General features: G+C 42.3%; 25 protein-coding genes. 4 read left to right on the top strand and 21 right to left on the bottom strand.

The window, feature by feature from the left end; all coding sequences use genetic code 11:
* Nucleotides 1-53 precede the first annotated feature (53 nt).
* Both IGK14_RS06240 and tyrS read right to left on the bottom strand, forming a co-directional pair.
* Nucleotides 54-965, bottom strand: a complete 912-nt coding sequence (locus tag IGK14_RS06240) for an AEC family transporter (protein ID WP_005225801.1) — start codon at nt 963-965, stop codon at nt 54-56.
* A gap of 69 nt (nt 966-1,034) precedes the next feature.
* Nucleotides 1,035-2,297, bottom strand: a complete 1,263-nt coding sequence (tyrS, locus tag IGK14_RS06235; RefSeq protein WP_121261658.1) for a tyrosine--tRNA ligase — start codon at nt 2,295-2,297, stop codon at nt 1,035-1,037.
* 262 nt (nt 2,298-2,559) lie between these two features.
* Here tyrS and IGK14_RS06230 point away from each other — a divergent pair, with 262 nt between their 5' ends.
* On the top strand, nt 2,560-5,004 hold the full coding sequence (locus IGK14_RS06230; protein ID WP_438711878.1) for a transglycosylase domain-containing protein: 2,445 nt from the start codon (nt 2,560-2,562) through the stop codon (nt 5,002-5,004).
* Between the two features lie 145 nt (nt 5,005-5,149).
* Here the strand turns inward: IGK14_RS06230 and ccpA are convergent, their stop codons facing one another.
* On the bottom strand, nt 5,150-6,148 hold the full coding sequence (gene ccpA, locus IGK14_RS06225) for a catabolite control protein A (protein WP_005225798.1): 999 nt from the start codon (nt 6,146-6,148) through the stop codon (nt 5,150-5,152).
* 194 nt (nt 6,149-6,342) lie between these two features.
* Here ccpA and IGK14_RS06220 point away from each other — a divergent pair, with 194 nt between their 5' ends.
* Together IGK14_RS06220 and IGK14_RS06215 are read left to right on the top strand one after the other, a co-directional pair.
* A complete protein-coding gene (locus IGK14_RS06220; protein ID WP_194185959.1) occupies nt 6,343-7,443 on the top strand; it encodes a M24 family metallopeptidase in 1,101 nt (366 codons plus the stop codon).
* A 54-nt stretch (nt 7,444-7,497) separates the two neighbouring features.
* Nucleotides 7,498-8,376: an NAD-dependent epimerase/dehydratase family protein gene (locus IGK14_RS06215; RefSeq protein ID WP_154694394.1), complete on the top strand. Its 879-nt coding sequence runs from the start codon at nt 7,498-7,500 to the stop codon at nt 8,374-8,376.
* 81 nt (nt 8,377-8,457) lie between these two features.
* On the opposite strand, the gene IGK14_RS06210 is transcribed toward IGK14_RS06215, so the two are convergent.
* From IGK14_RS06210 to hprK, 6 genes are all read right to left on the bottom strand, one after another.
* Nucleotides 8,458-9,138, bottom strand: a complete 681-nt coding sequence (locus IGK14_RS06210; RefSeq protein ID WP_005235400.1) for a YtxH domain-containing protein — start codon at nt 9,136-9,138, stop codon at nt 8,458-8,460.
* 14 nt (nt 9,139-9,152) lie between these two features.
* Nucleotides 9,153-9,578 (bottom strand): DUF948 domain-containing protein, encoded by a 426-nt coding sequence (locus IGK14_RS06205; RefSeq protein WP_005235398.1) that lies wholly within the window; start codon nt 9,576-9,578, stop codon nt 9,153-9,155.
* Between the two features lie 160 nt (nt 9,579-9,738).
* On the bottom strand, nt 9,739-10,656 hold the full coding sequence (gene galU, locus IGK14_RS06200; protein ID WP_005225793.1) for a UTP--glucose-1-phosphate uridylyltransferase GalU: 918 nt from the start codon (nt 10,654-10,656) through the stop codon (nt 9,739-9,741).
* A gap of 17 nt (nt 10,657-10,673) precedes the next feature.
* Entirely contained in the window at nt 10,674-11,702 is a 1,029-nt protein-coding gene (locus IGK14_RS06195; RefSeq protein ID WP_005225792.1) for an NAD(P)H-dependent glycerol-3-phosphate dehydrogenase, read from the bottom strand.
* 75 nt (nt 11,703-11,777) lie between these two features.
* A complete protein-coding gene (gene lgt, locus IGK14_RS06190) occupies nt 11,778-12,608 on the bottom strand; it encodes a prolipoprotein diacylglyceryl transferase (RefSeq protein ID WP_010748008.1) in 831 nt (276 codons plus the stop codon).
* A 14-nt stretch (nt 12,609-12,622) separates the two neighbouring features.
* Nucleotides 12,623-13,558, bottom strand: a complete 936-nt coding sequence (hprK, locus tag IGK14_RS06185) for an HPr(Ser) kinase/phosphatase (protein ID WP_005225790.1) — start codon at nt 13,556-13,558, stop codon at nt 12,623-12,625.
* Between the two features lie 157 nt (nt 13,559-13,715).
* On the opposite strand from hprK, the gene IGK14_RS06180 reads away from it, so the two are divergent.
* Entirely contained in the window at nt 13,716-15,416 is a 1,701-nt protein-coding gene (locus IGK14_RS06180; RefSeq protein ID WP_154694393.1) for a M3 family oligoendopeptidase, read from the top strand.
* 62 nt (nt 15,417-15,478) lie between these two features.
* On the opposite strand, the gene IGK14_RS06175 is transcribed toward IGK14_RS06180, so the two are convergent.
* The 12 genes from IGK14_RS06175 to argR form a co-directional block, all read right to left on the bottom strand.
* Nucleotides 15,479-15,838, bottom strand: a complete 360-nt coding sequence (locus IGK14_RS06175; protein ID WP_005225788.1) for a phage holin family protein — start codon at nt 15,836-15,838, stop codon at nt 15,479-15,481.
* Entirely contained in the window at nt 15,838-16,146 is a 309-nt protein-coding gene (locus tag IGK14_RS06170; protein WP_438711873.1) for a PspC domain-containing protein, read from the bottom strand. Before IGK14_RS06170 ends, IGK14_RS06175 begins: the two co-directional genes overlap by 1 nt.
* Nucleotides 16,147-16,195: 49 nt before the next feature.
* A complete protein-coding gene (gene liaX, locus IGK14_RS06165; protein ID WP_010748005.1) occupies nt 16,196-17,758 on the bottom strand; it encodes a daptomycin-sensing surface protein LiaX in 1,563 nt (520 codons plus the stop codon).
* A 528-nt stretch (nt 17,759-18,286) separates the two neighbouring features.
* On the bottom strand, nt 18,287-18,964 hold the full coding sequence (phoU, locus tag IGK14_RS06160) for a phosphate signaling complex protein PhoU (RefSeq protein ID WP_010748004.1): 678 nt from the start codon (nt 18,962-18,964) through the stop codon (nt 18,287-18,289).
* A gap of 11 nt (nt 18,965-18,975) precedes the next feature.
* Entirely contained in the window at nt 18,976-19,734 is a 759-nt protein-coding gene (pstB, locus tag IGK14_RS06155; RefSeq protein WP_005225784.1) for a phosphate ABC transporter ATP-binding protein PstB, read from the bottom strand.
* Nucleotides 19,735-19,765: 31 nt separating this feature from the next.
* The gene (gene pstB / locus IGK14_RS06150) at nt 19,766-20,572 is read right to left on the bottom strand and encodes a phosphate ABC transporter ATP-binding protein PstB (RefSeq protein WP_005225783.1); all 807 of its coding nucleotides are present in this window, start codon (nt 20,570-20,572) and stop codon (nt 19,766-19,768) included.
* A 13-nt stretch (nt 20,573-20,585) separates the two neighbouring features.
* Nucleotides 20,586-21,470 carry a phosphate ABC transporter permease PstA gene (gene pstA, locus IGK14_RS06145; protein WP_005225782.1) on the bottom strand — a complete coding sequence of 295 codons (885 nt, stop codon included), beginning with the start codon at nt 21,468-21,470 and terminating at the stop codon, nt 20,586-20,588.
* Nucleotides 21,470-22,390 (bottom strand): phosphate ABC transporter permease subunit PstC, encoded by a 921-nt coding sequence (pstC, locus tag IGK14_RS06140; RefSeq protein ID WP_005225781.1) that lies wholly within the window; start codon nt 22,388-22,390, stop codon nt 21,470-21,472. Before pstC ends, pstA begins: the two co-directional genes overlap by 1 nt.
* Before the next feature lie 97 nt (nt 22,391-22,487).
* The gene (locus tag IGK14_RS06135; protein WP_010748000.1) at nt 22,488-23,342 is read right to left on the bottom strand and encodes a phosphate ABC transporter substrate-binding protein PstS; all 855 of its coding nucleotides are present in this window, start codon (nt 23,340-23,342) and stop codon (nt 22,488-22,490) included.
* 400 nt (nt 23,343-23,742) lie between these two features.
* Nucleotides 23,743-24,474, bottom strand: coding sequence for an alpha/beta hydrolase (locus IGK14_RS06130; RefSeq protein WP_194185961.1), 732 nt, complete (start codon nt 24,472-24,474; stop codon nt 23,743-23,745).
* A 95-nt stretch (nt 24,475-24,569) separates the two neighbouring features.
* On the bottom strand, nt 24,570-26,243 hold the full coding sequence (gene recN / locus IGK14_RS06125; protein WP_154694391.1) for a DNA repair protein RecN: 1,674 nt from the start codon (nt 26,241-26,243) through the stop codon (nt 24,570-24,572).
* 15 nt (nt 26,244-26,258) lie between these two features.
* Nucleotides 26,259-26,708: an arginine repressor gene (argR, locus tag IGK14_RS06120; RefSeq protein WP_005225777.1), complete on the bottom strand. Its 450-nt coding sequence runs from the start codon at nt 26,706-26,708 to the stop codon at nt 26,259-26,261.
* Nucleotides 26,709-26,764 lie beyond the last annotated feature (56 nt).

Raw genomic sequence — 26,764 nt, 5'->3', positions numbered from 1 at the left:
TCGATAAAAGCGCCTTGTAAAGCGATTATTTTGCTCATTGCCGTATTTTTTTATCAAGCGAGTCCAAATAACATCAGAACACCCGTCATTAGCGGCATACTTATCAAAAAGCTAATGGAAGAAACGAACCCCACCGCTTCTTCCTCCATTCCAGCAATCACGGAATTAATGACACCGAATAAAGGAATTGGAGCAAACACTAACAAACAAAGAACTGGCTTTAATAAAACTGGGATTGGTAAAACATAGAAAGCTGCGAACAGCACGAATGCCAGTCCGTACCGCAAGCTTAAAATTTTGATCACAGTTTGGGTGGTGTGCTTCGGTAAGCGGAAATCCAAAAATAAGCCAATCATAAACATGGACAAAAACGTATTTGCGATCCCGATTGGTTGGACAAGCGCCAATGCCGCTTCGGGAATCCTCCAATCCGCACTGCGGATAATCAGCATCACTAGATAAATGGTAAACGTTGGCGAACGCAGGAGATTCAAAAAGATTTTCCCTGGTTCAAACGTCGTCCGCTTTCCAATCAAGAATTCGATGAAAATCGTCGTTCCCCCTGCCAACATGATGCTGTTCCCCATATCAAACAGCGAAATCAGCGGAATCCCTAAAGGATAAAAGCTTTGGGCAAAAGGAATCGCAAAATTGCCGATATTAAAGCCTGACCCGCAGTACATCGCAAACTGCTGCAACGTGTTCGATTCTTTTTTGGTCAAGAAAAATGCGAAGAGGATCTGGACGATCGTAATGATCAACGCGATCACAATCAAACTAAGCGCACTGACTTGTACTTGCATTGAAGCTAAATTCAAAATGATTGCTGCCGGTAACGTCACATTCAAAATAATTTTGGATAAGATCGAGCCATCGGCTTTTGAAAGGACATTTAGCCGCTTAAGAAAATACCCTAAGAAAATCATGGCAAATAAGCCGGCGGCATTCAACACTATGTTTCCCATTCCAACAAAAACCCTTCCTCTACAAAAATTTGAAAAAAGCGAACCAACAGGGCGGTTCGCTTTTTGCGATTAAAATGTTAATAAGAAATATTTTTTCTTGCCACGACGAATCACGACGTATTTCCCACCGATCCGGTCACTTGCTTGGAGCTCGTACGTTAGGTCTTGGACGCGTTCCCCATTGATGTAGATGGCCCCATTTTGTACGTCTTCTCTTGCTTGACGTTTTGATGGTTCGATTTTAGCAGTTGTCAATACTTCAACGATGTTCAAAGAATCATCAGTTGTTACCTGGTGGCTAGGAACCCCTTTAAAGCCTTGTTCGATCTCTTCAGCGTTCAACTCTTTGATGTTGCCACTGAATAAACTTGCTGAGATGCGTACGGCTTGTTCATAAGCCTCTGCCCCATGAACCAAAGTAGTGACTTCTTTTGCCAAAGCTTTTTGTGCTGCTCGAGATTCTGGTGCAGCGTTAAACTCTGCTTCGATCGCAGCGATTTCTTCTAATGATAAGAAGGTGAAATATTTCAAGAATTTGACTGCATCACGATCATCCGTATTGATCCAGAATTGGTAGAACTCGTAAGGCGTCGTTTTCTTGGCATCTAGCCAAACCGCATTGCCTTCTGTTTTCCCAAATTTCGTTCCATCTGCTTTTGTGATCAATGGCATAGTCAAACCGAACCCTTGGACTTCACGCTCACGACGTAATAATTCGATCCCAGAGGTGATATTCCCCCATTGATCGCTACCGCCTAATTGCAACAAGCAACCGTGGTTGTCGTAAAGGTTCAAAAAGTCATAGGCTTGTAAAAGCTGGTATGCAAATTCGGTGTAGGAAATTCCTGTTTCGATCCGACGTTTGACACTTTCTTTGCTCATCATGTAGTTGATGGTAAAGTTTTTCCCCGTGTCCCGTAAGAAATCGATCAGTTTCAATTCCCCTAACCATTCATAGTTATTGGCAATGATGGCAGGATTTTCTTGGTCATCAAAATCAATAAAGCGAGATAATTGGCTTTTGATACTTTGTGACCATTCCAAAACGGTATCCAATGTGTTTAATTGACGTTCTTGATCTTTAAAGGATGGGTCACCGATCATTCCTGTACCGCCACCAACTAATGCGATCGGCACATGTCCGTTTTGTTGGAAACGGCGCAACATCAAAATAGGCAATAAATGACCAATATGCAGGCTATCTGCGGTAGGATCAAAGCCGATATATAGTTTCACAGACTCTTCATTTAATTGTTTGGTCAAGGCTGCTTCGTCTGTGGTCTGATGAACTAATCCGCGTTGCTTTAGCTCTTCAAAAAAGTCTGTACTCATTCTTTCTCCTCCTAATAATTGCTTCATTGTTCATCTTAACTGAAAAAGAGGTCAATGAAAAGTCTTTCTCTCAAAGTCCTTTACCAAAAAAGAAACTTTTAGGCAAATCCGTTCATTTTCCTTTATTATCGCTGGTTCAATACAAACACCAACTGGCATTTTCTCGCACACTTCTTTCGATAACAGATAGGGTGCTACCCAAGCGCCTTGTTTTTTGCTATAATTACACGGAATCTATTCTAATTTATTGAGGTGACTCTTTTTGTCCCAGAAAACGAAAAATCAAAAGAATACAGAAAACAAAAATAGAGGCTGGTTCTATTTCAACATCAGTCTTAGGGTTTTACATGCCTTGTTCTTAGTTGCTATTTCTTTGCTGGTTCTAGGCGGTTCTTTAGCCTTAGGGATCGGTGCCGGCTACTTTGCTTTTCTTGTGGAAGATACCGCAGCTCCTTCTAAAGATGAGTTACAAAAAGAATTGACCGACATCACAGAGACTTCTCAACTTGCATACGCTGATGGCAGCAAAATCGCAACGATTCGCTCGGATCTAATGCGAACGTCGGTTAATTCCGATCAAATTTCAGATTATTTGAAAAAAGCGATCATCGCAACAGAGGACGAATATTTTAATATTCATAATGGGGTCGTACCAAAAGCAGTCGTGCGGGCATTATTATCAGAAGCGACAGGCTTTGGCGGCAGCGGGGGTTCCACTTTGACCCAGCAGCTGGTAAAACAACAAATCCTTTCCAGTGAAACGACCTTTAAACGCAAAGCCAATGAGATTTTATTAGCCATGGAAGTGGAGAAATTTTTCGATAAAGATGAGATCGTCACTATGTATTTAAACATCTCCCCTTTTGGTCGAAACAATAAAGGGCAAAATATCGCAGGTGTGCAAGAAGCGGCGCAAGGAATTTTTGGCGTCAACGCAGCTGACCTGTCTTTACCGCAAGCAGCCTTTATTGCGGGTCTGCCACAAAGCCCGATCGTCTACAGCCCTTATACAAATACGGGTGAGATCAAGGAAAACTTGACCGCTGGCTTAGAACGAAAAGACTTCGTGCTCTTCAGTATGTATCGTAACCACGATATCACGAAAGAAGAATACGAAGAGGCGCTTAATTATGACTTAAAGCAAGACTTCAAAAAACAAGAAGCCATTGAACAAACGGATCAAAGCTTCCTTTATTACACTGTGTTAAATGAAGCAAAAGACATTATTGCCAAACAGCTGGCAGATGAAGATGATGTCAGTGACGAAGAATACGCCAAAGAGGAAACCTATCAAAAATACTTCGAATTGGCGCAGCAAAAACTTGTTAATGGCGGCTATACCGTCACATCAACGATCGATAAAGATATTTATAATGCGATGCAAGATGCCGTCGACAAATACGGCTATATGCTAGACAACTGGGGTGACTCCACCATCGAAGTCGGTAATGTCATGATGGACAACGCCACTGGGAAAGTACTAGGCTTTATTGGCGGTCGTAACTATGCTGACAATCAATTCAACCATGCCTTTGATGCCAAACGCCAAGCAGGTTCAAGTATCAAACCCATGCTGGTTTACGGACCGGCGATCGAAAGTGGCTTAATGGGCTCTGAATCGATGGTTTCTGACTATGCCGCAAAATGGCGGACAGGAGAAAACGCCGGTGAGCCGATCGTCAATGCCACAAACCGTGGAACCAATACTTTTATGTCGATTCGTGAATCATTGGAGGTTTCCAGTAATATCGCAGCGACAAATATTTTCCAAGATCTTTGGGAAAAAGAAGGCGATCATTTTTATGCCTACACAAATTATTTAAGCAAAATGGGCTATCCCGAAGATAATAGCTGGGCGTATGAATCAGCGCCATTAGGGGTTACAGATGTCACAGTCTTGAATCAAACGAATGGCTTCCAAACATTTGCCAATAATGGTGTTTATCAGCAAGGCTATATCATCGAATCAATCAAAGACAATGAAGGCGAAGTGCTTTACCAGCATGAAGCCAAACCTGTCCATGTCTTTTCAGAAGCGACGGCTTCCATCATGACCGACATGATGCGTAGTGTCATCGATGAGCAAAAAACCAGTTCCTTTAAATCGGTTATCAGCGGATTGGATTGGAACCTCGGAAATGCCGATTGGGTCGGAAAAACTGGTTCCACCAACAACTGGTCGGACTCTTGGCTAGTCGTCTCCACCCCATCGATCACCATCAGCAGCTGGTCAGGTCGAGATGACAATAAAGGGACCGATAGCGCTGCAGGAACTCGGACAGCTAACTATATGGCTTACTTGATCAATCGTATTTATCAAACAAACCAAGAAGTCTTTGGTGTGAATCAGAAGTTTGAACTTTCTAGTGATGTCAAAAAAGCTCAAGTTTCCAAGTTTACTGGTACCCAACCAGGAGGAACCGTGCGAGTCGATAATCGAACCTATACGAATCCAAGCAGTACCGTTACTTCGTATTGGGCCACTGGCGGACCAGATACGGTCGATTTCAAATTTGGACTCGGTGGTTCAGATGCAAACTATGCTGACTATTGGAAAAAAGCATCTTCTAGCCGTTCAACCAATCGTTCGTCGAATACATCATCGAATAACGGATCCAACAATGTTACACCTACGGCAAATGATGAAGATGACGATGAGGAACAGCAAGACAATAATCAACAAAATACCAACAATAATGATGACTGATCAGCCTTGTGCTGATCAGTTTTTTTATGCAAAAAAAAAAGTGTGAGGAGAAAATCCATAGATTTTCTCCTCACACGAACGATCGTTGAAGCAAAAAGTGGAACAACAAGGCGTTGTTCCACTGATCGTTTGATCAAATCGCTGCTTATTTCGTAGAACTTTTTTCTGAAATACCGTAAGGCAAGACGATCGTTTTTTGTTCTACATCTTCTTTGTTCATCATTTTTGTCAATAGACGCATCGCAACGGCACCCATATCATACAATGGTTGCGTCACACTTGATAAGCGTGGACGAGCGGCTTCAGCCAATAATGAATTGTTGCTGGTGATGATCTCGAAATCTTCAGGAACTTTAACACCTTTGTCTAACAAACCATCTAAGACGCCGATGGCTAACTCATCGTCTGTGACATAAGCTGCTGTCGCACCACTGTTGATGATGCGATCAACTAAGGCTAAGCCTTCTTTAAAGCTGTATGGTGATTCAAAGATCAACCCTTCAGAATATTCAAGGTTGTTTTCTTTCAAGGCTTCTTTATAGCCTTTCAAGCGGTTTTGGCCATTGATTGGATCGATCAAAGCACCGCTGACAAAAGCGATTTTTTGATTGTTTTTCGCCAATAATGAAACAGCATCTTTGGCAGCTGCTGTGTAATCGATATTGACACTTCCTACTTGTTCATCAGGATCGATCGAACCAGCTAAAACGACTGGTGTTTTTGAGCGAGAGAATTCCCCGCGAATTTCATCCGTGATGCGATGACCCATGAAGATAACGCCGTCCACTTGTTTTGCTAACAAGTTGTTCAAAACGTTGACTTCTTTCATAGTATCGCCATCAGAGTTGGCTAAGATGATATTGTATTTATACATGGTCGCTACATCATCGATCCCACGAGCAAGTGATGAGAAGAACATATTGCTGACATCAGGAATGATGACACCAACAGTCGTGGTCTTTTTACTTGCTAACCCTCGAGCAACTGCGTTTGGACGATAATCCAAGCGGTCGATCACTTCCAGCACTTTCTTACGAGTTGCTGGTTTTACATTTGGATTTCCGTTGACTACCCGTGAAACAGTTGCCATCGATACATTCGCTTCCCGTGCAACATCATAAATCGTAATTGTTTGTTTTTCCATGATATATCTCCCTTATTCTATTTTCAGAAAATCTTATTTACATTTCTTTGTTAGGATAGCAAATTTTTTCCGTATTTGCAACCGTTTTAATTTTGTTTTCATGAAAACTTAGCAATTTCCTACTTTCCCCGCCCCTATTCTCTTCGAAAGCATGATAAAATAGAAAAAGAATACTTGAAAGAAGGTTTTTTCAAATGAATGATAAAAAAATCAATGAGTTAAATGGCTGGTTGAAAACCAATGGCGCAGATGTTGCCTATATTTCTAATCCAGCAACGATCGCTTATTTTTCAGGTTTTAAAAGTGAACCTCATGAACGGGTCCTTGCTTTGTTTGTCGCACCTGGAAAAGATCCCTTTCTTTTCACACCAGCTCTGGAAGTAGAAGAAGCAAAAAATAGCGGCTGGCCTTTTGACATTATCGGTTATCTCGATAGCGAAGACCCTTGGGCGAAAATCTGTCAGGAATTGACCTCTCGTTACCAAGTTTCTTCCTTGGCACTAGAAAAAAATGACCTTTCCGTCGAGCGCTATGAAGCATTGAAACGGTTTTTGCCACAGACCGATTTTTCTTTAGATGTGACTCCGGTCATTCAAAAAATGCAGTTAACTAAAACGGCTGCTGAAATTGACACCTTGCTAGAAGCTGGCAACTGGGCAGACGTTGCTTTTGAGATTGGATTTGCTGCCACCAAAGAAGGCGTCAGCGAAATGGCAATCGTGGCAGAAATTGAGTACGAGTTGAAAAAGCGTGGGGTTTCCCATATGTCCTTCGATACAACGGTGTTAGCTGGTGCCAATGCAGCAAGTCCTCATGGCGTACCTGGTGACCGCAAAGTGACTGCCAATGAACTTGTCTTGTTTGACCTAGGGGTCGTTTGGAAAGGATATTGCAGTGATGCAACCAGAACGGTTGCCTATAAAGAACCGACTGCCTTACAAAGAAAAATTTATGACATCGTTCTTGAAGCAGAACTAGCAGCGCAAGCAGCGGTCAAACCTGGGATCACCGCTGGAGAATTAGACAAGATCGCTCGTGATGTGATTACTGGCTATGGCTACGGCGACTACTTCAACCATCGTCTAGGTCACGGCATCGGGACCACGGTTCATGAGTTCCCCTCTTTGATCACTGGCAATGATTTAGTGATCGAAGAAGGCATGTGCTTCTCTATCGAACCGGGCATTTATTTACCAGATCAGGTCGGTGTCCGCATTGAAGACTGTGTGTATGTCACAGCAGATGGCTGTGTACCTTTTACCAAAACAGCAAAAGAATTATTGATCTTATCTTGATTTTCCTAATGAAACGGCGCAACTTGTTGGCATTACATGAAAAGGAGTGTTCTTATGAGTAAAAAAGTGTTGGTTTTAGGCGGCACACGTTTTTTCGGTAAATATTTGGTCCAATCACTAATTGATCAAGGATTGGACGTGACGATCGCTACCCGAGGGAACACGAAAGATTCCTTTGGCGATCAAGTCAACAGAATCATCTTCGATCGTACGGACGAAGAAAGTATCAAAACGGCATTGACAAAAGAAACCTATGATGTCATTTTTGACAATATTGCTTATACTTCTAACGACATTGAGATTCTACTGCGTCATGTCACACCCAAGCGCTACATCGTTACTAGCTCAATGTCTGCGTATCATGAATTACACTTCGATTTGATTGAAGCGGATTTTGACCCTGCTAAAGAACCCTTCAGACTGGTCAGCTCTGAGGAGGTCGATTATGCACAAGGCAAGCGAACCGTGGAAGAGATCCTGACCCAAAAATACAGTCAGATCCCGTCCGTTTTTGTCCGCTTTCCTTATGTGATCGGTGCAGATGATTACACAAAACGTTTTACCTTTTACATTGACCATCTGATAAAGCAAAAGCCAATGGCTGTCGATAATCTAACGCATCAAATGGGCTTTGTGGATGCCCAAGAAGCTGGTAAATTTTTAGCGTTTCTAGGCACTAGCTCGTTCACAGGCCCCATCAATGGTGCGTCAAAAGGTACAGTTTCCTTAGAAGAAGTGCTGCAATACGTAACGAAAAAAACTGGTCTTTCCCCGCTCTTTTCAGAAACAGGCGACCAAGGCCCTTACAATGGTACACCTGCTTATTCGATCAATGTTGATCTCGCTGAGGAAATTGGTTTTTCATTCAGTCACCTGCAGGATTGGCTCTATCAACTTTGCGATTGGGAAATCACCCAAGCATCAAACGAATAACTACTGAAATCACAAAAAAACGTTCGCCGATTTAATTGGCGAACGTTTTTATCTTTTAAAGCAATCAAGTTTTATCCTTACTTATGCTTCTGGGTTGTTTTTTTCTAATGTGTCTTTTAATTCTTCTTTGGCATCTTCCAAGTCAGCTTTAGCTTCTTTTGTTTCTGCTTTCGCTGTTTTTTTGGCATCATCCGCTGCCTTTCCAGCTTCTTTTTTCAAATCAGCAGCTGCTGCTTGACCGTCTTTTTTGGCTTCTTCAACGACAGGTTTTGCTTCTTGTGCCCCTTCTTTGACGGTTTGTTTCATATCCGCTGCAGAAGATTTTGCATCAATAATGATATCTTGGACTGTATCATCTGCATCTTCTTTGGCATCTTTCGCTGTTTCTTTCACATCGCTCGCTGATTTTTTGAAGCGTTCTGATAGATCACCTGCTTGTTTCTTTAACTCTTCAACGGTTTCTTCGGATGAACCAGCTGCTGTTTCTTTCAAGTCATCGACTTTCGCTGTTAAAGAACCGGTGAAGTCAGATGCTTGCTCGCTTAGTTTTGCCGCTTTATCTTTAGCGATATCGACAAGATCCGTACTTCTTTCTTTGGCTAAATCACCATAATCAGATGCTTTATCTAATAAATCGTCTGCTTGTTTTGCTAATTTATTTCTTAATGTTTTACCAGATTCTGGCGCCAACAAAAGTGCTGCTGCTGCTGCCGCTGTTCCTCCGATGATTGCTCCTAATAAAAATCCGCCTTTTTTACTCATTGAAAGTCCTCCTTTTATTTTTGGTTATTTTTGTCTTTGAAAAATTTCATGGCTGTTTGACCGACTTTTCCAGCTACCGTTGCTTTGGCAGTGGTCCGGCCAAGACTACCCACGCGCGTAATTAAATTTTTTCCAGAAACATTTAGTTCTGAAACACTGGTACTTAGATCTGCAACTGCTGTGAACAAAGGATCGATGGTTGCGACTTTTCCGTTCACATCTTGTAAAAGCTCATTCGTTTTTACCAATAGACCTTCAACCTCTTTTGAGAGAATATCAACGTCTTTGGTAATGACACGGATGGTTGTGTTTGCTTCTTCGACCGTTTTGTCTACTTTGGTCATTGTCTTGCTGACTTGCATCAACAAACGAACGACGAAAATGACCAATACGACAAATGCAATCGCAGCAATCAATGCAGCTAGTTCTCCTCCTGACATAGAATGGCTCCTTTCCCCATTTACTTATATTAAGAATAGCATTTCACTGCACTTTCTACAAATAAAAGACTGCATTTTTAAGAAAATTATCCGCTTTCAACGAGAAATAATAAAAAAACAAAGCAATTTCATCAGAAATCGCCTTGTTTAGGAGTTTTTGTTATTTTTTTGACGCTTTCGGTGCTTCTTTGACTTCTTTTTGAGCCGGAGCTAGTTCTTTTCCTAACTCGATCAAATACTCTTTCAAGCTGTCTTTGACTTCAGGGTGCACTAGACCATACTCGATACTTGTTTTTAAGAAACCGAATTTGTCTCCAACATCGTAACGCTTGCCGGTAAATTGATGAGCAAACACGCGTTGGGTTTTATTTAATGTGTCGATGGCATCCGTCAATTGGATCTCGCCACCAGCACCTGGTTCTTGATTGGCTAAAATATCAAAAATTTCAGGGGTCAGCAAGTAGCGGCCAATAATTGCTAAATCACTTGGCGCATTTTCTGGCGCTGGTTTTTCAACAAAGTTTTTGACATTGAACAAGCCTTTTTCAACTTCCATACCAGGATCAATGATCCCGTATTTTGATGTATCTTCATGAGGAACATCCATGACAGCGATCGTTGATGCATGCGTTTTTTCATAATTATCGATCAACTGTTTCGTCAACGGTACTTGATCTTCCATCAAGTCATCACCAAGCATAACTACAAACGGTTCATTTCCGACAAATGCCCGAGCCTGTAATACGGCATGACCTAATCCTTTTGGATGAGATTGGCGAATGAAGTGAAGATTTACGTCAGTTGTTTCTTCCACTAATTTCAAAAGCTCCGTCTTGCCTTTTTCTTTTAGATTCATCTCTAATTCTAAATTGGCATCGAAATGGTCTTCGATTGGACGCTTTGCTTTCCCTGTGACGATCAAAATATCTTCGATCCCTGATTGTAATGCTTCTTCCACGATAAACTGGATCGTTGGTTTGTCAACGATCGGCAACATTTCTTTTGCCATTGCCTTTGTAGCTGGTAAAAATCGGGTACCTAGACCAGCTGCTGGGATAACTGCTTTTTTAACATTCATGTGACTCGCTCCTTTAATCATAATGATTGATCTACCGAAAATTCGTTTTCTTCTTTGCCGTCTCGCAGCATAATATCTTTAGCTGCTTGCTTGATGTCTTTGCCTTCATACAAGACCGAATAAATCGTTTCTGTGATTGGCATTTCCACCGACAAAGCTTCTGCTAATTCGCGGGCAGCTTTTGTGGTTGAAACTCCTTCAACGATCATCCCCATATTGTCTAATACTTCATCTAAGCTATGGCCTTTTCCTAATAGGTTTCCTGCACGCCAATTCCGTGAATGGACACTGGTACAAGTGACGATCAAATCGCCAACCCCACTCAATCCGATAAAGGTTAAAGGATTGGCACCCATTGCCACACCAAGACGACTGATTTCTGCTAACCCACGGGTCATAATCGCTGCCTTCGCATCATCCCCAAAGCCAAGTCCTGCGATAGCACCGGCACCAATGGCGATGATGTTTTTCAAAGCGGCGCCAGTTTCGACACCGATCACATCGTTATTCGTGTAGATTCTAAAGTAATCATTCATAAATAGCTCTTGTACATACTTAGCAGCCGCTTCATTTTCTGAAGCTGCCGTGATCGTCGTGATATCATGGACAGCGACTTCTTCAGCATGAGATGGTCCTGACAAAACAACGATTTCTTGCCGTTTATCAGCTGGGATCTCTTCGGCAAGTACTTCTGAGATTCGTTTATGACTGCCTTGTTCTAACCCTTTTGAGGCATGGATAATGACTGGCTTGCCAGTTGTTTTCTTAGTGAATTCTTGTGCCACGGCACGAATCGCTTTAGTTGGTACGACAAACAAGACGGCATCTGCCCCTTGGATCGCCTCTTCTAAATCTTTACAGCCTAGAATATTTTCAGGAAGCTTCAGATCTGGCAAATAATGCCGATTCGTATGATACGTATTTATTTCATCGATTTGGGCGGGATTGTTCCCCCAAATAGTCACTTCATGTCCATTTTCAGACAAGACTTGTGCCAAAGCAGTCCCCCATGATCCGGGACCTAAGACGGCGATTTTCTGTTTCACTATGGAAACCTCCTCTATCCTTTTCGCAAATTCATGCACTTCATCATTTTACCATAATTTCGATAAAATAACTGTTTAGATAATCGCTTGGTTCTTACCAAAGCTGCGGTTGTAATCCTTTAACGCTTGTTTTTTCCTGCGCCAGATCATTAAAGCGATCGCTCCGAAGAACAATAAAGCGGAAAGTGCCTGTGACACACGGATTCCACCAAATAAGTATAAACTATCGGTACGCATTCCTTCAATAAAGAAGCGCCCGAATCCATACCAAATCAAGTAGCTCAAGAAGACTTCGCCTTCTTTTAATAACCCAGTTTTCTTACGCAAGAAGATCAAAACGATAAATCCAATCACGTTCCAAACCGATTCATAAAGAAAGGTCGGCTGCCGATACGCTTCATCAATATACATATTATCGATAATAAATTTCGGTATATACAAACTTTCTAAGAAGGAGCGGCTGACTTCAGCGCCAAATGCTTCATGGTTCATAAAGTTGCCCCAACGCCCGATGCCTTGTGCCAATAAGACACTTGGTGCGGCGATGTCTAAGAAGGTCCAGGGAGAAATAAAATTTCGTTGGCAGAAAAAGTATAGCCAGATCCCCCCGGCGATCAGTGCGCCATAGATCGCGATCCCACCAGAGCGAATATTGAAAATTTGACTTGGGTCATCAATGTAGTATTGCAAGTCAAACAGAATATAATAAAGCCGCGCACCAATGATCGCTACTGGCAATCCAATCAACATAAAATCAGTCACATCATCTGGCTTGAGCCCGACACGAACCGCCTCTCTCGTGCTTAACCACATAGCAATGATCACGCCTGATACGATAATTATCGCATACCAATAAATCGGCAAACCAAATAGTTCAAATGCGACTCGATTTACTAAACCTAACATCTATCTTATCCTCTCTAGTTTCCAGAATTTTCTTCGATCAATTGCGTCAATCGATTTTCAAAGGTCTTCGTTGCATCGTAGCCCATCGTTTTCGCTCGGAAATTCATGGCAGCGACTTCGATAATGATCGCAACATTTCGACCAGTTTTTACCGGGATCTTGATTTGTGGTACATCGACGCCACCAATTTCAACCGTCGTATCATCGGTTCCTAGTCGATCATACTTTTTGTCTTTCGCCCAAGCTTCTAAATACACTGCTACTTGAACTTGCATATACCCTCGTACGGCACTGGCACCAAAAAGATTCATGACATCGATGATCCCGATCCCGCGGATCTCGATCAAGTGCTGCAAGATTTTCGGCGGTTCCCCTACCAAAGTCAATTCATCTTGCTTATACACGTCCACCCGATCGTCAGCGATCAACCGATGCCCACGTTTGATCAACTCTAAGGCTGTTTCGCTTTTCCCAATTCCGCTATCGCCTTGAATCAAAACACCTAGCCCATAGACATCCACTAATACTCCATGGACACTGGTTCTTGTGGCTAAACGCCCATCGAGGAAACTAGAAAGCTCTCCTTGCAGACGTGAGGTTGAGATGGGCGAACGCAAAATTGTGATCTCATGTTCTTTGCAGGCTTGAATCATTTCTGCTGGTACTTCCAAGCCGCGAGAAACGATAAACCCTGGGGTATCCTCAGCACACATTTTGCGCATCACCATCAAGCGTTCTTCTGGCATCATTCGTTCCGCAAAGGTGATCTCTTTGCTGCCGAATAATTGCAGACGATCATGGGAATAGTAATTAAAATAACCCGTCAATTCCAAACCAGGTCGGGAAATATCGCCGGTAATGATTTCTCTTTCTAAACTGTTTTCAGTTCCTTCAACTATCTCTAAATTTAAAGCCTCCGCCAGCTCGCTGACTTTGACGGTTTCTGCCATAGGTTTTCCCTCTTTTCTCAATGATTCTTGCCGCTGTTTCTTGTAAACGACACTCTGGTTCTATTTTATCATTCTATCAGTAAAGTTACTACCTTCGCCAATAGAAGTCCTCATTCTTTTTCGTTTGTGTTATTATTTTACTAAGGAGGGATTTTTAATGAAATTTTCAGCATACAAGTATCAACGCCCTGATTTTCCAGTCTATCAAGAAACATTCAAAAAAGCATTAGCGAACCTTCAGTCAGCCGATACCTTCTCGGAGGCGAAGCAAGCCCTTGATGCTTTGAACGAACTAAGAAGAACGATCGATACCGCAATGAACTTGGCTTCGATGCGCTATTCGATCGATACCAACGATGCCTTTTATGAAGCAGAAGACACCTTTTGGAATGAATACCAGCCTCATTTTGAAGCTCTGGATTTTCAATTCTATCAAGCACTCCTGGCTTCACCTGTCTTAGATGAATTAAAAGCCGAATATCCAGAAACACTTTTTTTATTTGCCGAAAGCCGTGTGAAGCTTTTTGATGAGGCCTTGATCGAATTATTTCAAAAAGAAAACCAATTGGCTTCTGATTACAGCAAATTGGTCGCTTCTGCCCAAATCGACTTCCAAGGAGAAACCTATACCCTCGCACAACTGCGACCATTTACCGAAAACAAAGATCGCGGTGTTCGAAAAGAAGCGTTTGAAAAACAAACGGCTTTCTTCACGGAAAATGAAGACCGTTTTGATCAAATTTATGACGAGATGGTCAAGGTTCGTACCGAGATCGCCCACAAGCTCGGCTTTGAAAATTACGTCGCCTTTGCGGATACCCAAATGAATCGTTGGGACTATGATCGTTCAATGATCGAGACCTATCGTCGGGAAATTTTAGAAAAAGTCGTCCCAATCGCCCAAAAACTATACCAAAGACAGGCGCAGCGTAATCAATTGACTCAGGCAACCTTTACCGACCTGCCGCTTGTTTATCCTAGTGGTAACGCAGAGCCTAAAGGAACTCCTGAAGAACTAGTAGAAAAAGCCCGTGTGATGTATCAGGAACTATCCCCTGAAACTGGCGAATTTTTTGATTTTATGCTCGAGCATGACCTACTTGATCTACTAAGCAAAAAAGGCAAACAATCTGGCGGCTATTGTACGTTTATCCAAGACTATCAATCGCCATTTATCTTTGCCAACTTTAACGGCACTTCTGGCGATGTCGATGTTTTGACCCACGAAGCTGGCCACGCGTTTCAAGCCTTTCGCTCTCGTTGGGTCAAAGAACCGGAAATTCTCTTTCCCAATTATGAGTCTTGCGAGATCCATTCAATGTCGATGGAATTTATCGCCTGGCCATGGATGGATGCTTTTTTCGAAGAAGAAACAGAAAAATACAAATTTGCGCATCTTGCTAGCAGCCTGCAATTTCTGCCTTATGGCGTTTTAGTGGATCACTTCCAGCAAGACGTTTATGAGCATCCCGAATGGTCACCTGCGCAGCGCAAAGCCCGTTGGCGGGAATTAGAACGTCAATATTGTCCTGAGCGGGATTATTCCGAATATCCGGACCTTGATCGTGGCTTGTATTGGTTTAGACAGGGGCATATTTTTGAATCACCTTTCTATTATATCGATTATACATTGGCGCAAGTGTGTGCGTTCCAATTTTGGTATCGATTCATCGTGGCAAAAGACGAAACCGCTTGGCAAGATTATTTGGCCATCTGCGAAGTCGGCGGCACGAAAACATTCCTTGAGATCCTGGCTCTTGCTCATTTGCGTTCACCTTTTGAAAAAGGAGCGCTTGATGAAACGTTACAGGCAGTAGATACGTACCTGGCAGCCATCAAAGAAGAACAGTTAAACTAAAAAAAGACGTTTCCGTTTCTCCACTAGCTTCATAGTTAGTGGAGAAAACGTGAAACGTCTTTTTAACGTGAATATTTTTCGATATGGTGTTCGGTCACGATCATATTGATCACTGACATGATCAGCGCCACTAATAGTGCAGCCCCAAACGAGGAGAAGCCGAAGTTGGCTGACCCAACAAAATACGAAGTCAAATTCAGCATGAGCGCATTGATCACAAAGGTGAAAAACCCAAGCGTCAGTAAAGTCAATGGAAATGAAATGACGATCAGAATTGGTTTAATCAAAGCATTCAGTATCGACAGTACGAAACTGGCGATCACTGCAGTCATAATGCTTTGAACATGGATCATATTTGGTAATAGAACCGCCAATGTGACAAACGTCAGTGTATTCATGATAAGCCGTTGAAAATAAGACACTAGAAGTCACTCCAGTCCTCATCCTCCACCTTTTCCGCTTCTTTACGGGGACGATTTGCTTCATTGTATTTGTTTTGTTTGTAGTAGTGATTGTCGTAGCCATATCCTGAGGTGCTCTTGCGTCCTGAAGGAATCAAGACCGCCATGATGATATATAAAGTGATTCCAGGGAATCCAGCAGTCACTAAAGATAGAAAGACATAGATCACGCGAACGATGGTTGGATCGATTCGCAAGTATTCTGCCAGACCCCCTAGAGTACCTGTAATGACAACGTTATTGGCTGATTTTGTTAATTTTTTGTTCATTTATCTACACCTTCCTTCTTTTCTTTAATGAGTGTAAACCCAGCGATTCTTATTTGTCTGTATCTTTGATAAAGACATTTCCTGTTGTTGTGGATAGATCGATTTGTGCGACTTTATCGGCAACCCGACGGAATTGCAATAGTTGGTTTAGGCGTTCTTTTTTCTCACGCACAACTTCCATCTCGCTTAAACGATTGTTGATGCTACCTAAACTTGTTTTTGCGATCCCTTCAAAACCGATTCCTGTCGGTAATGCTACTTTGACATTCCCATTTACAGAGCTGGCGTTTAATTTTTGAACCGTTTCTTCCTTATAGGTCACACGGATATTACCGTTTACTAAAGAAATGCCGGTATTTTGAGGCGTTGCTGTCAACGTAACGTCGCCGTTCACCGTTTCGATAATGGCATCTAAAATCTCACCCTCTTGAACAGTGATCGTTCCATTCACGCCTTCAATCTCTAACATCGATGCGTTTACTTTGCGGAAATCGATATTGCCGTTTGTTGATTTTGTATAGACATCTTTCGCATCCAATTCATTGAATGTAACATTGCCGTTCAGCAATTTCACTGCCACATGATCATAGGTACGTTTTGGCAAGTAGAAAACGAGATCGGCACGAATGCGTTTGTTAGGAATTTGGAAAGAGATGCGTTCATCATCGACATTGATTTGGCTTCTTGCTTCAAAAGCATCGAAAGGCTCCGCCGCATCCATTTTACCATATAGTTTGATTTTGGCATCTACTTTGACACCTGGTTCATCCCATAATTGGAAGGAAACATTGCCGTTTGCCAATTTCACATCGATCAATGTCGCTGCCGTTTCGTCATAGCTGAATGTGTGCTCAAATTTTGTCGCTGCAACACCAGGAACTTTCAAGTTGATGTCTTTCCATTCCATGTTGTCATTGACTGACTCTGTCACTGCCCGAACTGTTTTCTTCAAGAAGTGTCCGAAGTGTGTGCTGGCATCGACCATTTTTTCACTTACTTGGTTAAAGGTGTCAGTCGCTTGCTCTTTCCAATCCTCTGGAATATCTAATTTTTGAGAAATTTTTTCTTTTGTTTGAGACCATTGGTCTTTGCGAATATTTTTTAATTTTGCTTCCAATTCTGCTTTTTCTTCAGATAAACCATCTAAGGTTTCTTCCAAGGCAGTAATGGTCGCTTCTGTTTCGTGACGCGTAGCCAATTCATCTTCTGACAATTGATCCAACTCTTCTTTGGTGTTCAATTGCATCAGTGTTTCTTGTGCTTCTTTTAATTCTTCTTTGACGCCAAGAATTTCAGCATTGATTTCGTCCAACTCAGCAGATGCTTGGTTGGCTTCCGTTGCTAAGCCATCGAGAATCTTTTCAAGATTTTCTTTGTCTTGCGCTTCGTTTTGACGAAGTTTTTCTTCGCTGTCAAACGTGAACATCTCATCGTCGTTTTCAGTATCATCAAATGGGCTTGTCGCATTCTTATCCGCGGTTACCTCAGCAGCAGCTTTGTTAATTTGTTTTTCGTCTTTGGCTTTTGCCATACCTTCTAGTAAATCTAAGGCTTCTTCTGTAGAAAGCACACCTTTTTTTACTAGATCCAATATACGTTCTCTTTCGTTCATGGAAATTGCCTCCTTCAGCAAATGTGTGATTGCAAGTTTAGCTTACGAACCTATTATGCCTTGTTTTAGCGAAAGTGTCATAGGTCTTAAGTACCAAGTTTTTCTCAATCTGCAGATTGGCAAGCAAAACCGACACTTTTTCTTCATTCCTCTAGGCTCAAAACGATCTTCCTATTATTAACAGTACCACGAAAAACCAATAGAAACAAAAGTTTCAGCTAGTAGAATTCTTAAGGAATAGGCCTGCTAGAGTAAATGAGTGATTGCTCCTTTCACTGCAGGTCGGCGACGAAAAGAATAGACGGCTCAACTAGTAAATTTCAGGGACGATAGAATCGATTTCCATTGGCCATCTTTATGGAGGAGCCAATTTCTAATTTGCCTATCCTGTTCACATCATCGATTGAAGCGATTCTTTCAAATCAAAAAGACCGCCGAGAGAAGTTACTTCTTAAAGGACAACTTCTTTCGACGGTCCGTCCCATCTCTTTTAAAAGAGATATGTGATCAAGAACCCAAGCTGGTTTCTTATATCATTTCCGTACGGTTTGTATTCAATTCACTGATTTTCCCAGTAGCAAGATACACGATCCATTCACAAATATTCGTAACGTAGTCACCGATTCGTTCCAAGTATTGAGCAACAGACAAATAATCGGTCCCACTGACAACTGTTTCTGGATTTTCTTTCATACTCTCGATCGTTTTGTAATAAATGTCTTTGTAATATTCATTGACCCGATCGTCCATTTGAGCGATCATACGGGCATCTTCTTGGTCGGTCTTTACATACGCCACTAAAACATTATCGACCATTTTCTTGACATAATCCGACATATCAGAGATTTCTTTTTCGATTTCAGCAATCCGCGTTTCACCTTTGACCCGAATCGTTGACTTCGCGATGGATACCGCATGATCCCCCATTCGCTCCAAGTCAGAGCTGGCTTTCATTACAGTAATGATCATTCGTAGATCGGTCGTTACTGGTTGTTGCAAAGCAATCATCTCAAAGCTCTTTTTTTCTAAACGAACTTCCATATTGTTGATCGCCAAATCATTTTCAATTACTTCCTGCGCAATTTCTTTGTCATGTCTGACATATGCTCGCACAGATTTATGAATGGCACTGCTGACTAGCATCCCCATTTCATAAAATTGATTGTGTAAATTTAATAATTCTTCTTCAAATTGTGTACGCAACATCCCTTTTCCTCCTAACCAAATCTTCCTGAGATATAATCTTCTGTTTCTTTTTTGCTTGGACTTAGGAACACTTTTTTCGTGTCATTGAACTCGATCAAGTTGCCGTCCAAAAAGAACGCGGTTTTATCTGAGATTCTTGAAGCTTGTGACATGTTGTGGGTCACGATGATCATGGTGTAGCGTTCTTTCAGTGCTAGAAGGGTATTCTCGATTTTCCCTGATGAAATGGGGTCTAACGCACTGGTTGGTTCATCCAGCAAAATGATTTCTGGATCGACAGCCAATACCCGAGCGATACAAACCCGCTGCTGTTGTCCACCTGATAAAGAAAGCGCACTTTGGTGAAGTTTGTCTTTGACATCTTCCCAGACAGAAGCTGCTTTCAGGCTTTCTTCTACCGTCTTATCAAGAATCTCCTTGTCCGTGACTCCTTTTAATTTTAACCCATAAATCACATTTTCGTAAATTGAAAAGGGAAAAGGATTCGGTTGTTGAAAAACCATCCCGATTTCTTTGCGCAAATCAACGATGTCTTGCTTTGGACTATAAATGTCTTTCCCTTTATAGACAACACTTCCTGTAATTGTCACACCAGGGATCAAATCATTCATTCGATTAAGAGAACGCAAGTAGGTCGATTTCCCACATCCTGAAGGTCCGATCATTGCAGTGATCTCGCCTTTTTTGATGGAAAGGTCGATTCCTTTTAATGCTTCTTTTTTTCCGTAGTATAAATGCAGATCTTTCGATGTAATAATTTCTTCTGCCATTGTTTTGCCTCCGTTTACTGATCGAATCGGCTCAGCCAAAATGACCGGATACGTAATCTTCTGTTGCTTTAATTTTTGGACGAGTAAATATCTTACGGGTCTCATCGTACTCGATCGCATTTCCTAAGTAGAAAAAGGCAGTATAATCGCTGATCCGAGCAGCTTGCTGCATATTATGGGTCACGATGATGATAGAATAGTCGTTTTTCAAGTTGATAAGAGTTTCTTCCACTGTCCCGGTCGAGATTGGATCAAGGGCACTAGCTGGTTCATCTAGAAGTAAGATATCTGGTTTCATCGCAATTGCTCGAGCGATACACAGACGTTGCTGCTGTCCACCAGATAATGCCAAAGCACTTTTATCTAAACTGTCTTTTACTTGATCCCAAAGAGCCGCTTGTTTCAAGCTGGTTTCGACTGCTTCATCCAATTTCTTTTTGTTTCTTTCTCCATGACGGCGTAAAGCAAAGGCGATATTGTCATAGATCGATTTACTGAAAGGATTTGGTCGTTGGAAAACCATGCCGATCCGCTTGCGCATTTCGAAGACATCGACTTCTTTTGTATTGACGTCGACTCCTTTATACATGATGTTTCCTGTGACTCTCGTGTTTGCGATCCCATCATTCATTCGATTCAAAGAACGCAGATACGTTGATTTACCGCAACCGGAAGGTCCGATCAATGCGGTGATTTTATTTTTTTCAAATTGTAGATCAATGCCTTTGATGGCTTCATTTGATCCATACCATACATGCAAGTCAGTGGTATAAAGCGCCACATCTTCTGGTTTATCGAAGGTAATGATATTTCGATCGTCCCAATTGTAATCGTTCATACTGTCATTCTCCTTATGCTGACGTCATTTTCTTGTACAACCGTTTGCCAGCTGCACGGGCGCCAAAGTTAAATAGCAAGACGGCAATGATCAATACCGCGGAAGCCCCGGCTGAAACTTGAGCGCCATCAGGCATCGTACCTTCTGTATTGATTTTCCAAATATGGACTGCCAGCGTCTCCGCTTGTCGGAAAAGACCGATCGGGCTGGAAACACTCAATGGATTCCAGTTGGTAAAATCAAGGGCCGGTGCACTTTGTCCTGCAGTGTAGATCAGCGCTGCCGCTTCACCAAAAATCCGACCAGAACTTAGAATGACCCCAGTCAAAATCCCTGGTGTTGCTTCTGGAACAATGATGCGTGTGACAGTTTCCCAACGGGATAAGCCTAAAGACAAGCCCGCTTCACGCTGCGTATAATGAATCGCTTGTAGAGATTCTTCCACATTTCTAGTCAATAGTGGCAAATTGAAGAAAGTCAATGCCAAGGCACCTGAAATGATCGAAAAGCCATAACCAAACTGGATAACAAAGACCAAGAAACCAAAAAGACCGACAACCACAGAAGGCAGTGAACTCAAGATTTCGATCGATGTCCGAATGATATCCGTCAACCAGTTTTTCTTCGCATATTCTGATAAGTAGATCCCCGCTCCTAAAGAAATCGGAAAACTAATGATCATTGTCACTAAAAGCAAGTATAGGGAATTGAACAATTGGATGCCGATCCCGCCACCTTCTTGATACGCTTTTGAAGAAGAAGTCAGAAACTCCCAATTGATATGGGGAATACCACGTACCAAAATGTACAATAGTAAGGAAGCCAAAATCAAAACAATGACTCCAGCAACAGCATACAAGACGCCGGTAGCAATTTTATCAGAACGTTTTGCATTCATTATTTCAATGCTCCTTTCTTCCCAATAAAGCGAATGACAATGTTAAATAGTAAGGACATCAATAAGAGAATCAAGGCTAATGACCATAGAACGTTGTTTTGGACTGTTCCCATGATCGTATTCCCAATACCCATGGTTAAGATCGATGTCAATGTTGATGCAGGTGTCACTAAGCTCGTCGGCATCAATGCCGCATTACCGATAACCATTTGGATCGCCAATGCTTCCCCAAATGCGCGAGCCATTCCGAAAACAACTGCCGTTAAAATCCCAGGGACAGCTGCTCGTAAAACAACTTTATAGATCGTTTGCCAGCGTGTTGCACCTAAAGCTAAGGATGCCTCACGGTAGTGCCGAGGGACTGCCCGTAATGCATCGACAGTCATCGTAGTCACTGTCGGCAAAATCATGATAAATAGGACAAAGGTCCCCGCCAAGATCCCAAACCCTGTACCGCCAAAAACAGAACGGACTGCTGGTACAATGACAGACAAACCGATAAAACCATAAACTACAGAAGGAATACCGACTAATAGTTCGATGACGGGCTGCAAAATCTTCTCTCCGTTACGAGGGGAGATCTCCACCATAAAGACTGCTGCACCGATCGCAAATGGTGTTGCGACGATCGCTGATAGGAAGGTTACGAAGAACGAACCAAGTATCATCGGTAAAGCACCTACTAATGGTTGGCCATCAGGACCAACAGCACTTGGATTCCATTGCGTACCAAACAAAAAGTCGAAAACATTGACTTTGTCTACAAAGAATGTCGCTAATCCACGGCTAGCAACGAAATAAAAAATGGAGATCACAACCAATACAATCAACGCAATACATAGAAAGCTAACCAGCTTTCCTCTTTGTTCCATTCTTGCGCGCTTGGATTTTTTTGTTAACACTTCTTTTACATTTTCCACGAGGGTTCCTCCTCAAAAATCAAACTAAACTCATAACCATTAGTTTATCGGTTCAACATCAATTTCTGTTAAAGCTTGTGTAAATTTTGTGTAAAGATTACTCGACGATGTTGCCTTCCCAATCTCTTTCCACCTGCATGATGGAAATTGGAATATAACCCAGATCCCCGACGATATGCTCTTGTACTTCATCAGAAAGCATATATTCGAGAAATTCAGCGGTCAATCCCGTTGGTTCTCCTTTTGTATACATATGCTCGTAAGCCCAAACTTTCCAATCATTGGTCGTTACATTTTCAATCGTTGGTTGAACCCCATCGATCGAAAGGACGTTGACTTCATCTGTCACATAAGAAAATGCAACATAACTGATGGCGCCTGGTGTATCTGAAACAATCGAACGGACCATCCCACTAGAATCTTGCTCTTGGGAAGGAATCGCTGTTTCGCCATCCATGATCCATTTTTCAAACGTACTTCTCGTGCCGCTTCCAGTCGCCCGATTCAACAAAACGATGGGCAGATCATTTCCGCCAACTTCACGCCAATTTGTAATATTTCCTAAGAAGATATTTTTTAAGTCCTCTGTTGAAATATCCGTGATCCCGACGCCTTTGTTGACGATCGGTGTGATACCCACCGTTGCCACTCGGTGGTCAACGAGTGCATCCGCATCGATCCCTGGCTTTTCTTCTGCAAACAAATCAGAATTCCCAATATCGACTGCGCCTGCTTGGACTTGACTTAACCCAGTGCCGCTCCCGCCTCCTTGGACATTGATAAATCGCCCAGGATTTGAGTTTTGAAATTCTTCCGCAACGGTTTCTACGAGTGGCTGCAAGGCAGAAGACCCGACTGCTGTGATCGATTCTCCTCGATCTGCCCAGCTTGCACATCCTGAGAGTAAAATAACCAATCCGATGATAGGACTTAGAAGTTTTAATTTTTTCATCATAACGCTCCTTGTACTTTCGAAAGTCATTGATTGTAAAAATCAATTATTTTCATTTTACCATTAGTTGAAATCAATGAAAATTATTATTTGCTTTTTTTTCTTAAGCTGAGTCTGTCCCTTTATTTAAAACGCTTTTTTTCTTTTACAAAATAACTATTTTGTAAATAAAATGACAAGATTTCTTAATTAAATTACGTGCATCCAGAAGGTATGCTGTGCTATACTGTGAGAGGAAACGTATTTTAAAAAGAACATAATTATTAATCTTGCTTCCCCAATCAAGTACAATATGTTGTTATGTTCAGCGTTTTCACGATTTCATCAACATTTCCCCAAAATGTCTGTTGAATCGAAACGGCAGAAAGAAGCATTCCTATGCATCTTCTGCCGTCTTTTTTTATTCTAATTCACTTAACCATGCCGCCATCTGCTCAATGATGGCTTCTTGCTGTGCTTCATTTGGTAGATCCGCTGCTGCTTCTCCTTTTTGTAACCCATAGGTACCAAAGCCAGCATGATTGCCGCCTTCGATCGTTTGGAACGTCGTAGTTTCTGGAAGGAGGCTGCGGGCAGCCTGCCAATTTTCTTGATTCACTACTTGGTCTTGACTGCCTGAGAGTGACAACACAGCAATCGATTGATCAGCTAAGGATCCTTTTTCATCTGGGTAACTAGCAAAGAAAAAGACGCCTTTTAACTCGTTGTCGTTTTCAGCCAACTGATTCGCTGCAAAACGGCTTGCCATGACGCCACCTAATGAATGACCGCCAATGACATAGGAGCTATGGGGAATTTCTTTCAAGACCTCTTCTGCACGATTGCCTGCTAAAACAGCCATGTTAAAGGGCATTTTAACGATCGCTACAGAATAGCCTTTTTCCGCTAAACCTGCTGCCCATACACTATAGCTTTCGGCATCGACAAGCGCACCAGGATAGAAAATAACCAAAGGCTTTTCTTCATCTCCAGCAAAATAGAGGACATTTCCCTCATCATCTGCCTCTTTCGCAGCTGTAACTGCAGCATCCACTGCTGGGTAATGCAGTTGTTGCCAACCGACCCAACCGGCAATAGTTAAAATAACAACGGTGATCAATACACCGATCAAGACTTTTGTTCTTTTTCTCATCATGTCCTCCTGCAAAAAAGAAGATCAGGAAAGGATGGCAGACGAAACTTGCGAGTCCATCATCTCCTGAATCTTTCTATAAGTGTTTCCAATTTTTATCGGTGAGCCAGCGCCAATAGTTCTCGTGCATGTTCAATTGTTAAATCGGTGATTTCTGCACCTGAGAGCATACGGGCGATCTCAGCCACTCGTTCTTCTTCTGATAATTTACGGACATGGGTTTCTGTCCGACCTTCTTGAATTGCTTTTTCGATAAAATATTGATTGTCCGCCACAGCCGCTACTTGCGGCAAGTGGGTGATACACAAGACTTGCGAATTCGCAGCGATCTTGGCGATTTTTTCGGCGATCGCCTGAGCTACTCGGCCACTGACCCCAGTATCCACCTCATCAAAGACAATACTAGTGATTCCTTGCTTGCGGGAGAAAATCGATTTAAGCGCTAATAAGATTCGGGAAAGCTCTCCTCCAGAAGCAACTCGCACTAACGGTTTCATGCCTTCACCGGGGTTGGTGGTCAAATAAAACTCCACGGTATCAAAGCCGCTGCTGCTTAATTGTTTTGAGCCAGATGCAAACCGTACTTCAAATTGCGCGTGGTCCATATACAGCTCTTTTAACTCTTGAACGATTTCTTTTTCTAAACGATGAGCCAGTTCACGTCGTTTGACGTGCAAGGCTTCCGCCAGCTGCCAAACTGCTTCAGCTTTTTGGGCAAGCTCTTCTTCTAATTGCTCCAACTGACCTTCCGTATAGGCTGATTCGCTGATTTCTTTGCTGATCTCGTCATAATAAGCAAGGATCACAGGAATCGATTCCCCGTATTTGCGCTTCAATTGACGAATCGTTTCCAGCCGTGAAATGACTTCTTCCAGTCGGCCTTCATCTAATTCAAGGTTGTCGACTTGCCGCGAAATATCAGTGGCTGCATCTTGCAACAAGTAATACGCACTTTGGATCGCTTCACTGATTTTTTCATACGCAGGATCAAGATGGGCGATCGACTGGATCTCTGATAATGCCACACTGACTCCATCTAGGCTATTAACTTCTTCGGCGGATAGAGCGCCATAGCTTTGCCCTAGAGCATCCACGATTTTTTGATAATTGGTCAGTTTTTCTCGTTCATCGATCAGCTGCTCTTCTTCATTTTCCATCAATTCCGCTTGGGCGATCTCTTCTTGTTGAAAACGCAGCATGTCCATTCGCTGCACATAGAGCTGTTCATTTTCTTGAATGGTCCGCACATGTTTTTCTAAGGAGCGATAGGCTTGATAGGCTTGACGGTAACTTGCAAGTTCCGCTTTAAAGGCATCATCTCCAAAACCATCCATCAACGCCAAATGTTTTTCTGGCTGCAGCAGCTCTTGATGCTCATTTTGTCCTTGGATATCAACTAAAAACAAGCCGATTTGGCGCAAAACCGACAAGGTAACAGTTCGACCATTAACACGACAAATAGTTTTACCCGATTGAGAGATATCCCGTTGTACGATCAGAACTTCCTCTTCATCAATACCCAGATCTGCGGTCAATTCTTTGAACTCCTGCTGATTCGGCCATTCAAAAATCCCTTCCAAACGGCATTTTTCTGCGCCTTGACGCAAATAGTCACTGGATCCTCTGCCACCTGCTAGTAAGCCCATCGCATCGATAATGATTGATTTCCCAGCACCTGTTTCACCTGTTAGAGCCGTCATTCCCTCATGAAAAGACAGGTGCAAGTTGGAGATAATCGCAAAATTTTGGATCGACAATTCTAAAAGCATCCCTTGCCTCCTCTTTTATACGTAACGTTGGAAATCCTTGAATAGGTTCTCGGTATCTGCTTCTGTTCTAGTGATCATCAAGACGTTGTCATCATCGTTTAGCGTGCCAAATAATTCTTTGGCATAACGCTTATCGATCAAATTCGCCAAAGCCGAAGCATTGCCAGGCAGTGTGCGCAGGATCACAAATTTGTCCATTCGATCGACAGAAACAAACGCCGTTTTTAGGATTTTATCTAGTTTACCACTCACGTCTTCTGTTGTCTCTTGTGGAATACTATAGCGATAGCCGCCTTTTTGGGAAGGAACTTTCACTAACTTCAATTCCTTGATATCCCTTGATATGGTTGCTTGTGTGACTGAGACGCCGCGATCTTTTAGCAACTCGACAAAATCTTCTTGTTTCTGAATATCTTGTTCACTTAACAATCGTGTAATCAAGCGATGCCGTTCTTTTTTTCTCATCTCTTGTTCCTCCTGAATGAATTCCTACTAATTTTATCCTATTTTGCGCAAGAAAG

Origin of the sequence: Enterococcus sp. DIV0970a, from assembly GCF_051711265.1 — a bacterium.
GTDB classification, from domain to species: domain Bacteria; phylum Bacillota; class Bacilli; order Lactobacillales; family Enterococcaceae; genus Enterococcus_D; species Enterococcus_D casseliflavus.
This window is presented reverse-complemented; position numbering and strand designations above follow the sequence as displayed.

Coding starts and splice junctions, on each gene's coding strand:
- IGK14_RS06240 (WP_005225801.1), bottom strand. CDS start 965: ATGGGAAACATAGTGTTGAATGCCGCCGGCTTATTTGCCATGATTTTC.
- tyrS (WP_121261658.1), bottom strand. CDS start 2,297: ATGAGTACAGACTTTTTTGAAGAGCTAAAGCAACGCGGATTAGTTCAT.
- ccpA (WP_005225798.1), bottom strand. CDS start 6,148: ATGGAAAAACAAACAATTACGATTTATGATGTTGCACGGGAAGCGAAT.
- IGK14_RS06220 (WP_194185959.1), top strand. CDS start 6,343: ATGAATGATAAAAAAATCAATGAGTTAAATGGCTGGTTGAAAACCAAT.
- IGK14_RS06215 (WP_154694394.1), top strand. CDS start 7,498: ATGAGTAAAAAAGTGTTGGTTTTAGGCGGCACACGTTTTTTCGGTAAA.
- IGK14_RS06210 (WP_005235400.1), bottom strand. CDS start 9,138: ATGAGTAAAAAAGGCGGATTTTTATTAGGAGCAATCATCGGAGGAACA.
- IGK14_RS06205 (WP_005235398.1), bottom strand. CDS start 9,578: ATGTCAGGAGGAGAACTAGCTGCATTGATTGCTGCGATTGCATTTGTC.
- galU (WP_005225793.1), bottom strand. CDS start 10,656: ATGAATGTTAAAAAAGCAGTTATCCCAGCAGCTGGTCTAGGTACCCGA.
- lgt (WP_010748008.1), bottom strand. CDS start 12,608: ATGTTAGGTTTAGTAAATCGAGTCGCATTTGAACTATTTGGTTTGCCG.
- hprK (WP_005225790.1), bottom strand. CDS start 13,558: ATGGCAGAAACCGTCAAAGTCAGCGAGCTGGCGGAGGCTTTAAATTTA.
- IGK14_RS06180 (WP_154694393.1), top strand. CDS start 13,716: ATGAAATTTTCAGCATACAAGTATCAACGCCCTGATTTTCCAGTCTAT.
- IGK14_RS06170 (WP_438711873.1), bottom strand. CDS start 16,146: ATGAACAAAAAATTAACAAAATCAGCCAATAACGTTGTCATTACAGGT.
- liaX (WP_010748005.1), bottom strand. CDS start 17,758: ATGAACGAAAGAGAACGTATATTGGATCTAGTAAAAAAAGGTGTGCTT.
- phoU (WP_010748004.1), bottom strand. CDS start 18,964: ATGTTGCGTACACAATTTGAAGAAGAATTATTAAATTTACACAATCAA.
- pstB (WP_005225784.1), bottom strand. CDS start 19,734: ATGGCAGAAGAAATTATTACATCGAAAGATCTGCATTTATACTACGGA.
- pstB (WP_005225783.1), bottom strand. CDS start 20,572: ATGAACGATTACAATTGGGACGATCGAAATATCATTACCTTCGATAAA.
- pstA (WP_005225782.1), bottom strand. CDS start 21,470: ATGAATGCAAAACGTTCTGATAAAATTGCTACCGGCGTCTTGTATGCT.
- IGK14_RS06135 (WP_010748000.1), bottom strand. CDS start 23,342: ATGAAAAAATTAAAACTTCTAAGTCCTATCATCGGATTGGTTATTTTA.
- IGK14_RS06130 (WP_194185961.1), bottom strand. CDS start 24,474: ATGAGAAAAAGAACAAAAGTCTTGATCGGTGTATTGATCACCGTTGTT.
- recN (WP_154694391.1), bottom strand. CDS start 26,243: ATGCTTTTAGAATTGTCGATCCAAAATTTTGCGATTATCTCCAACTTG.
- argR (WP_005225777.1), bottom strand. CDS start 26,708: ATGAGAAAAAAAGAACGGCATCGCTTGATTACACGATTGTTAAGTGAA.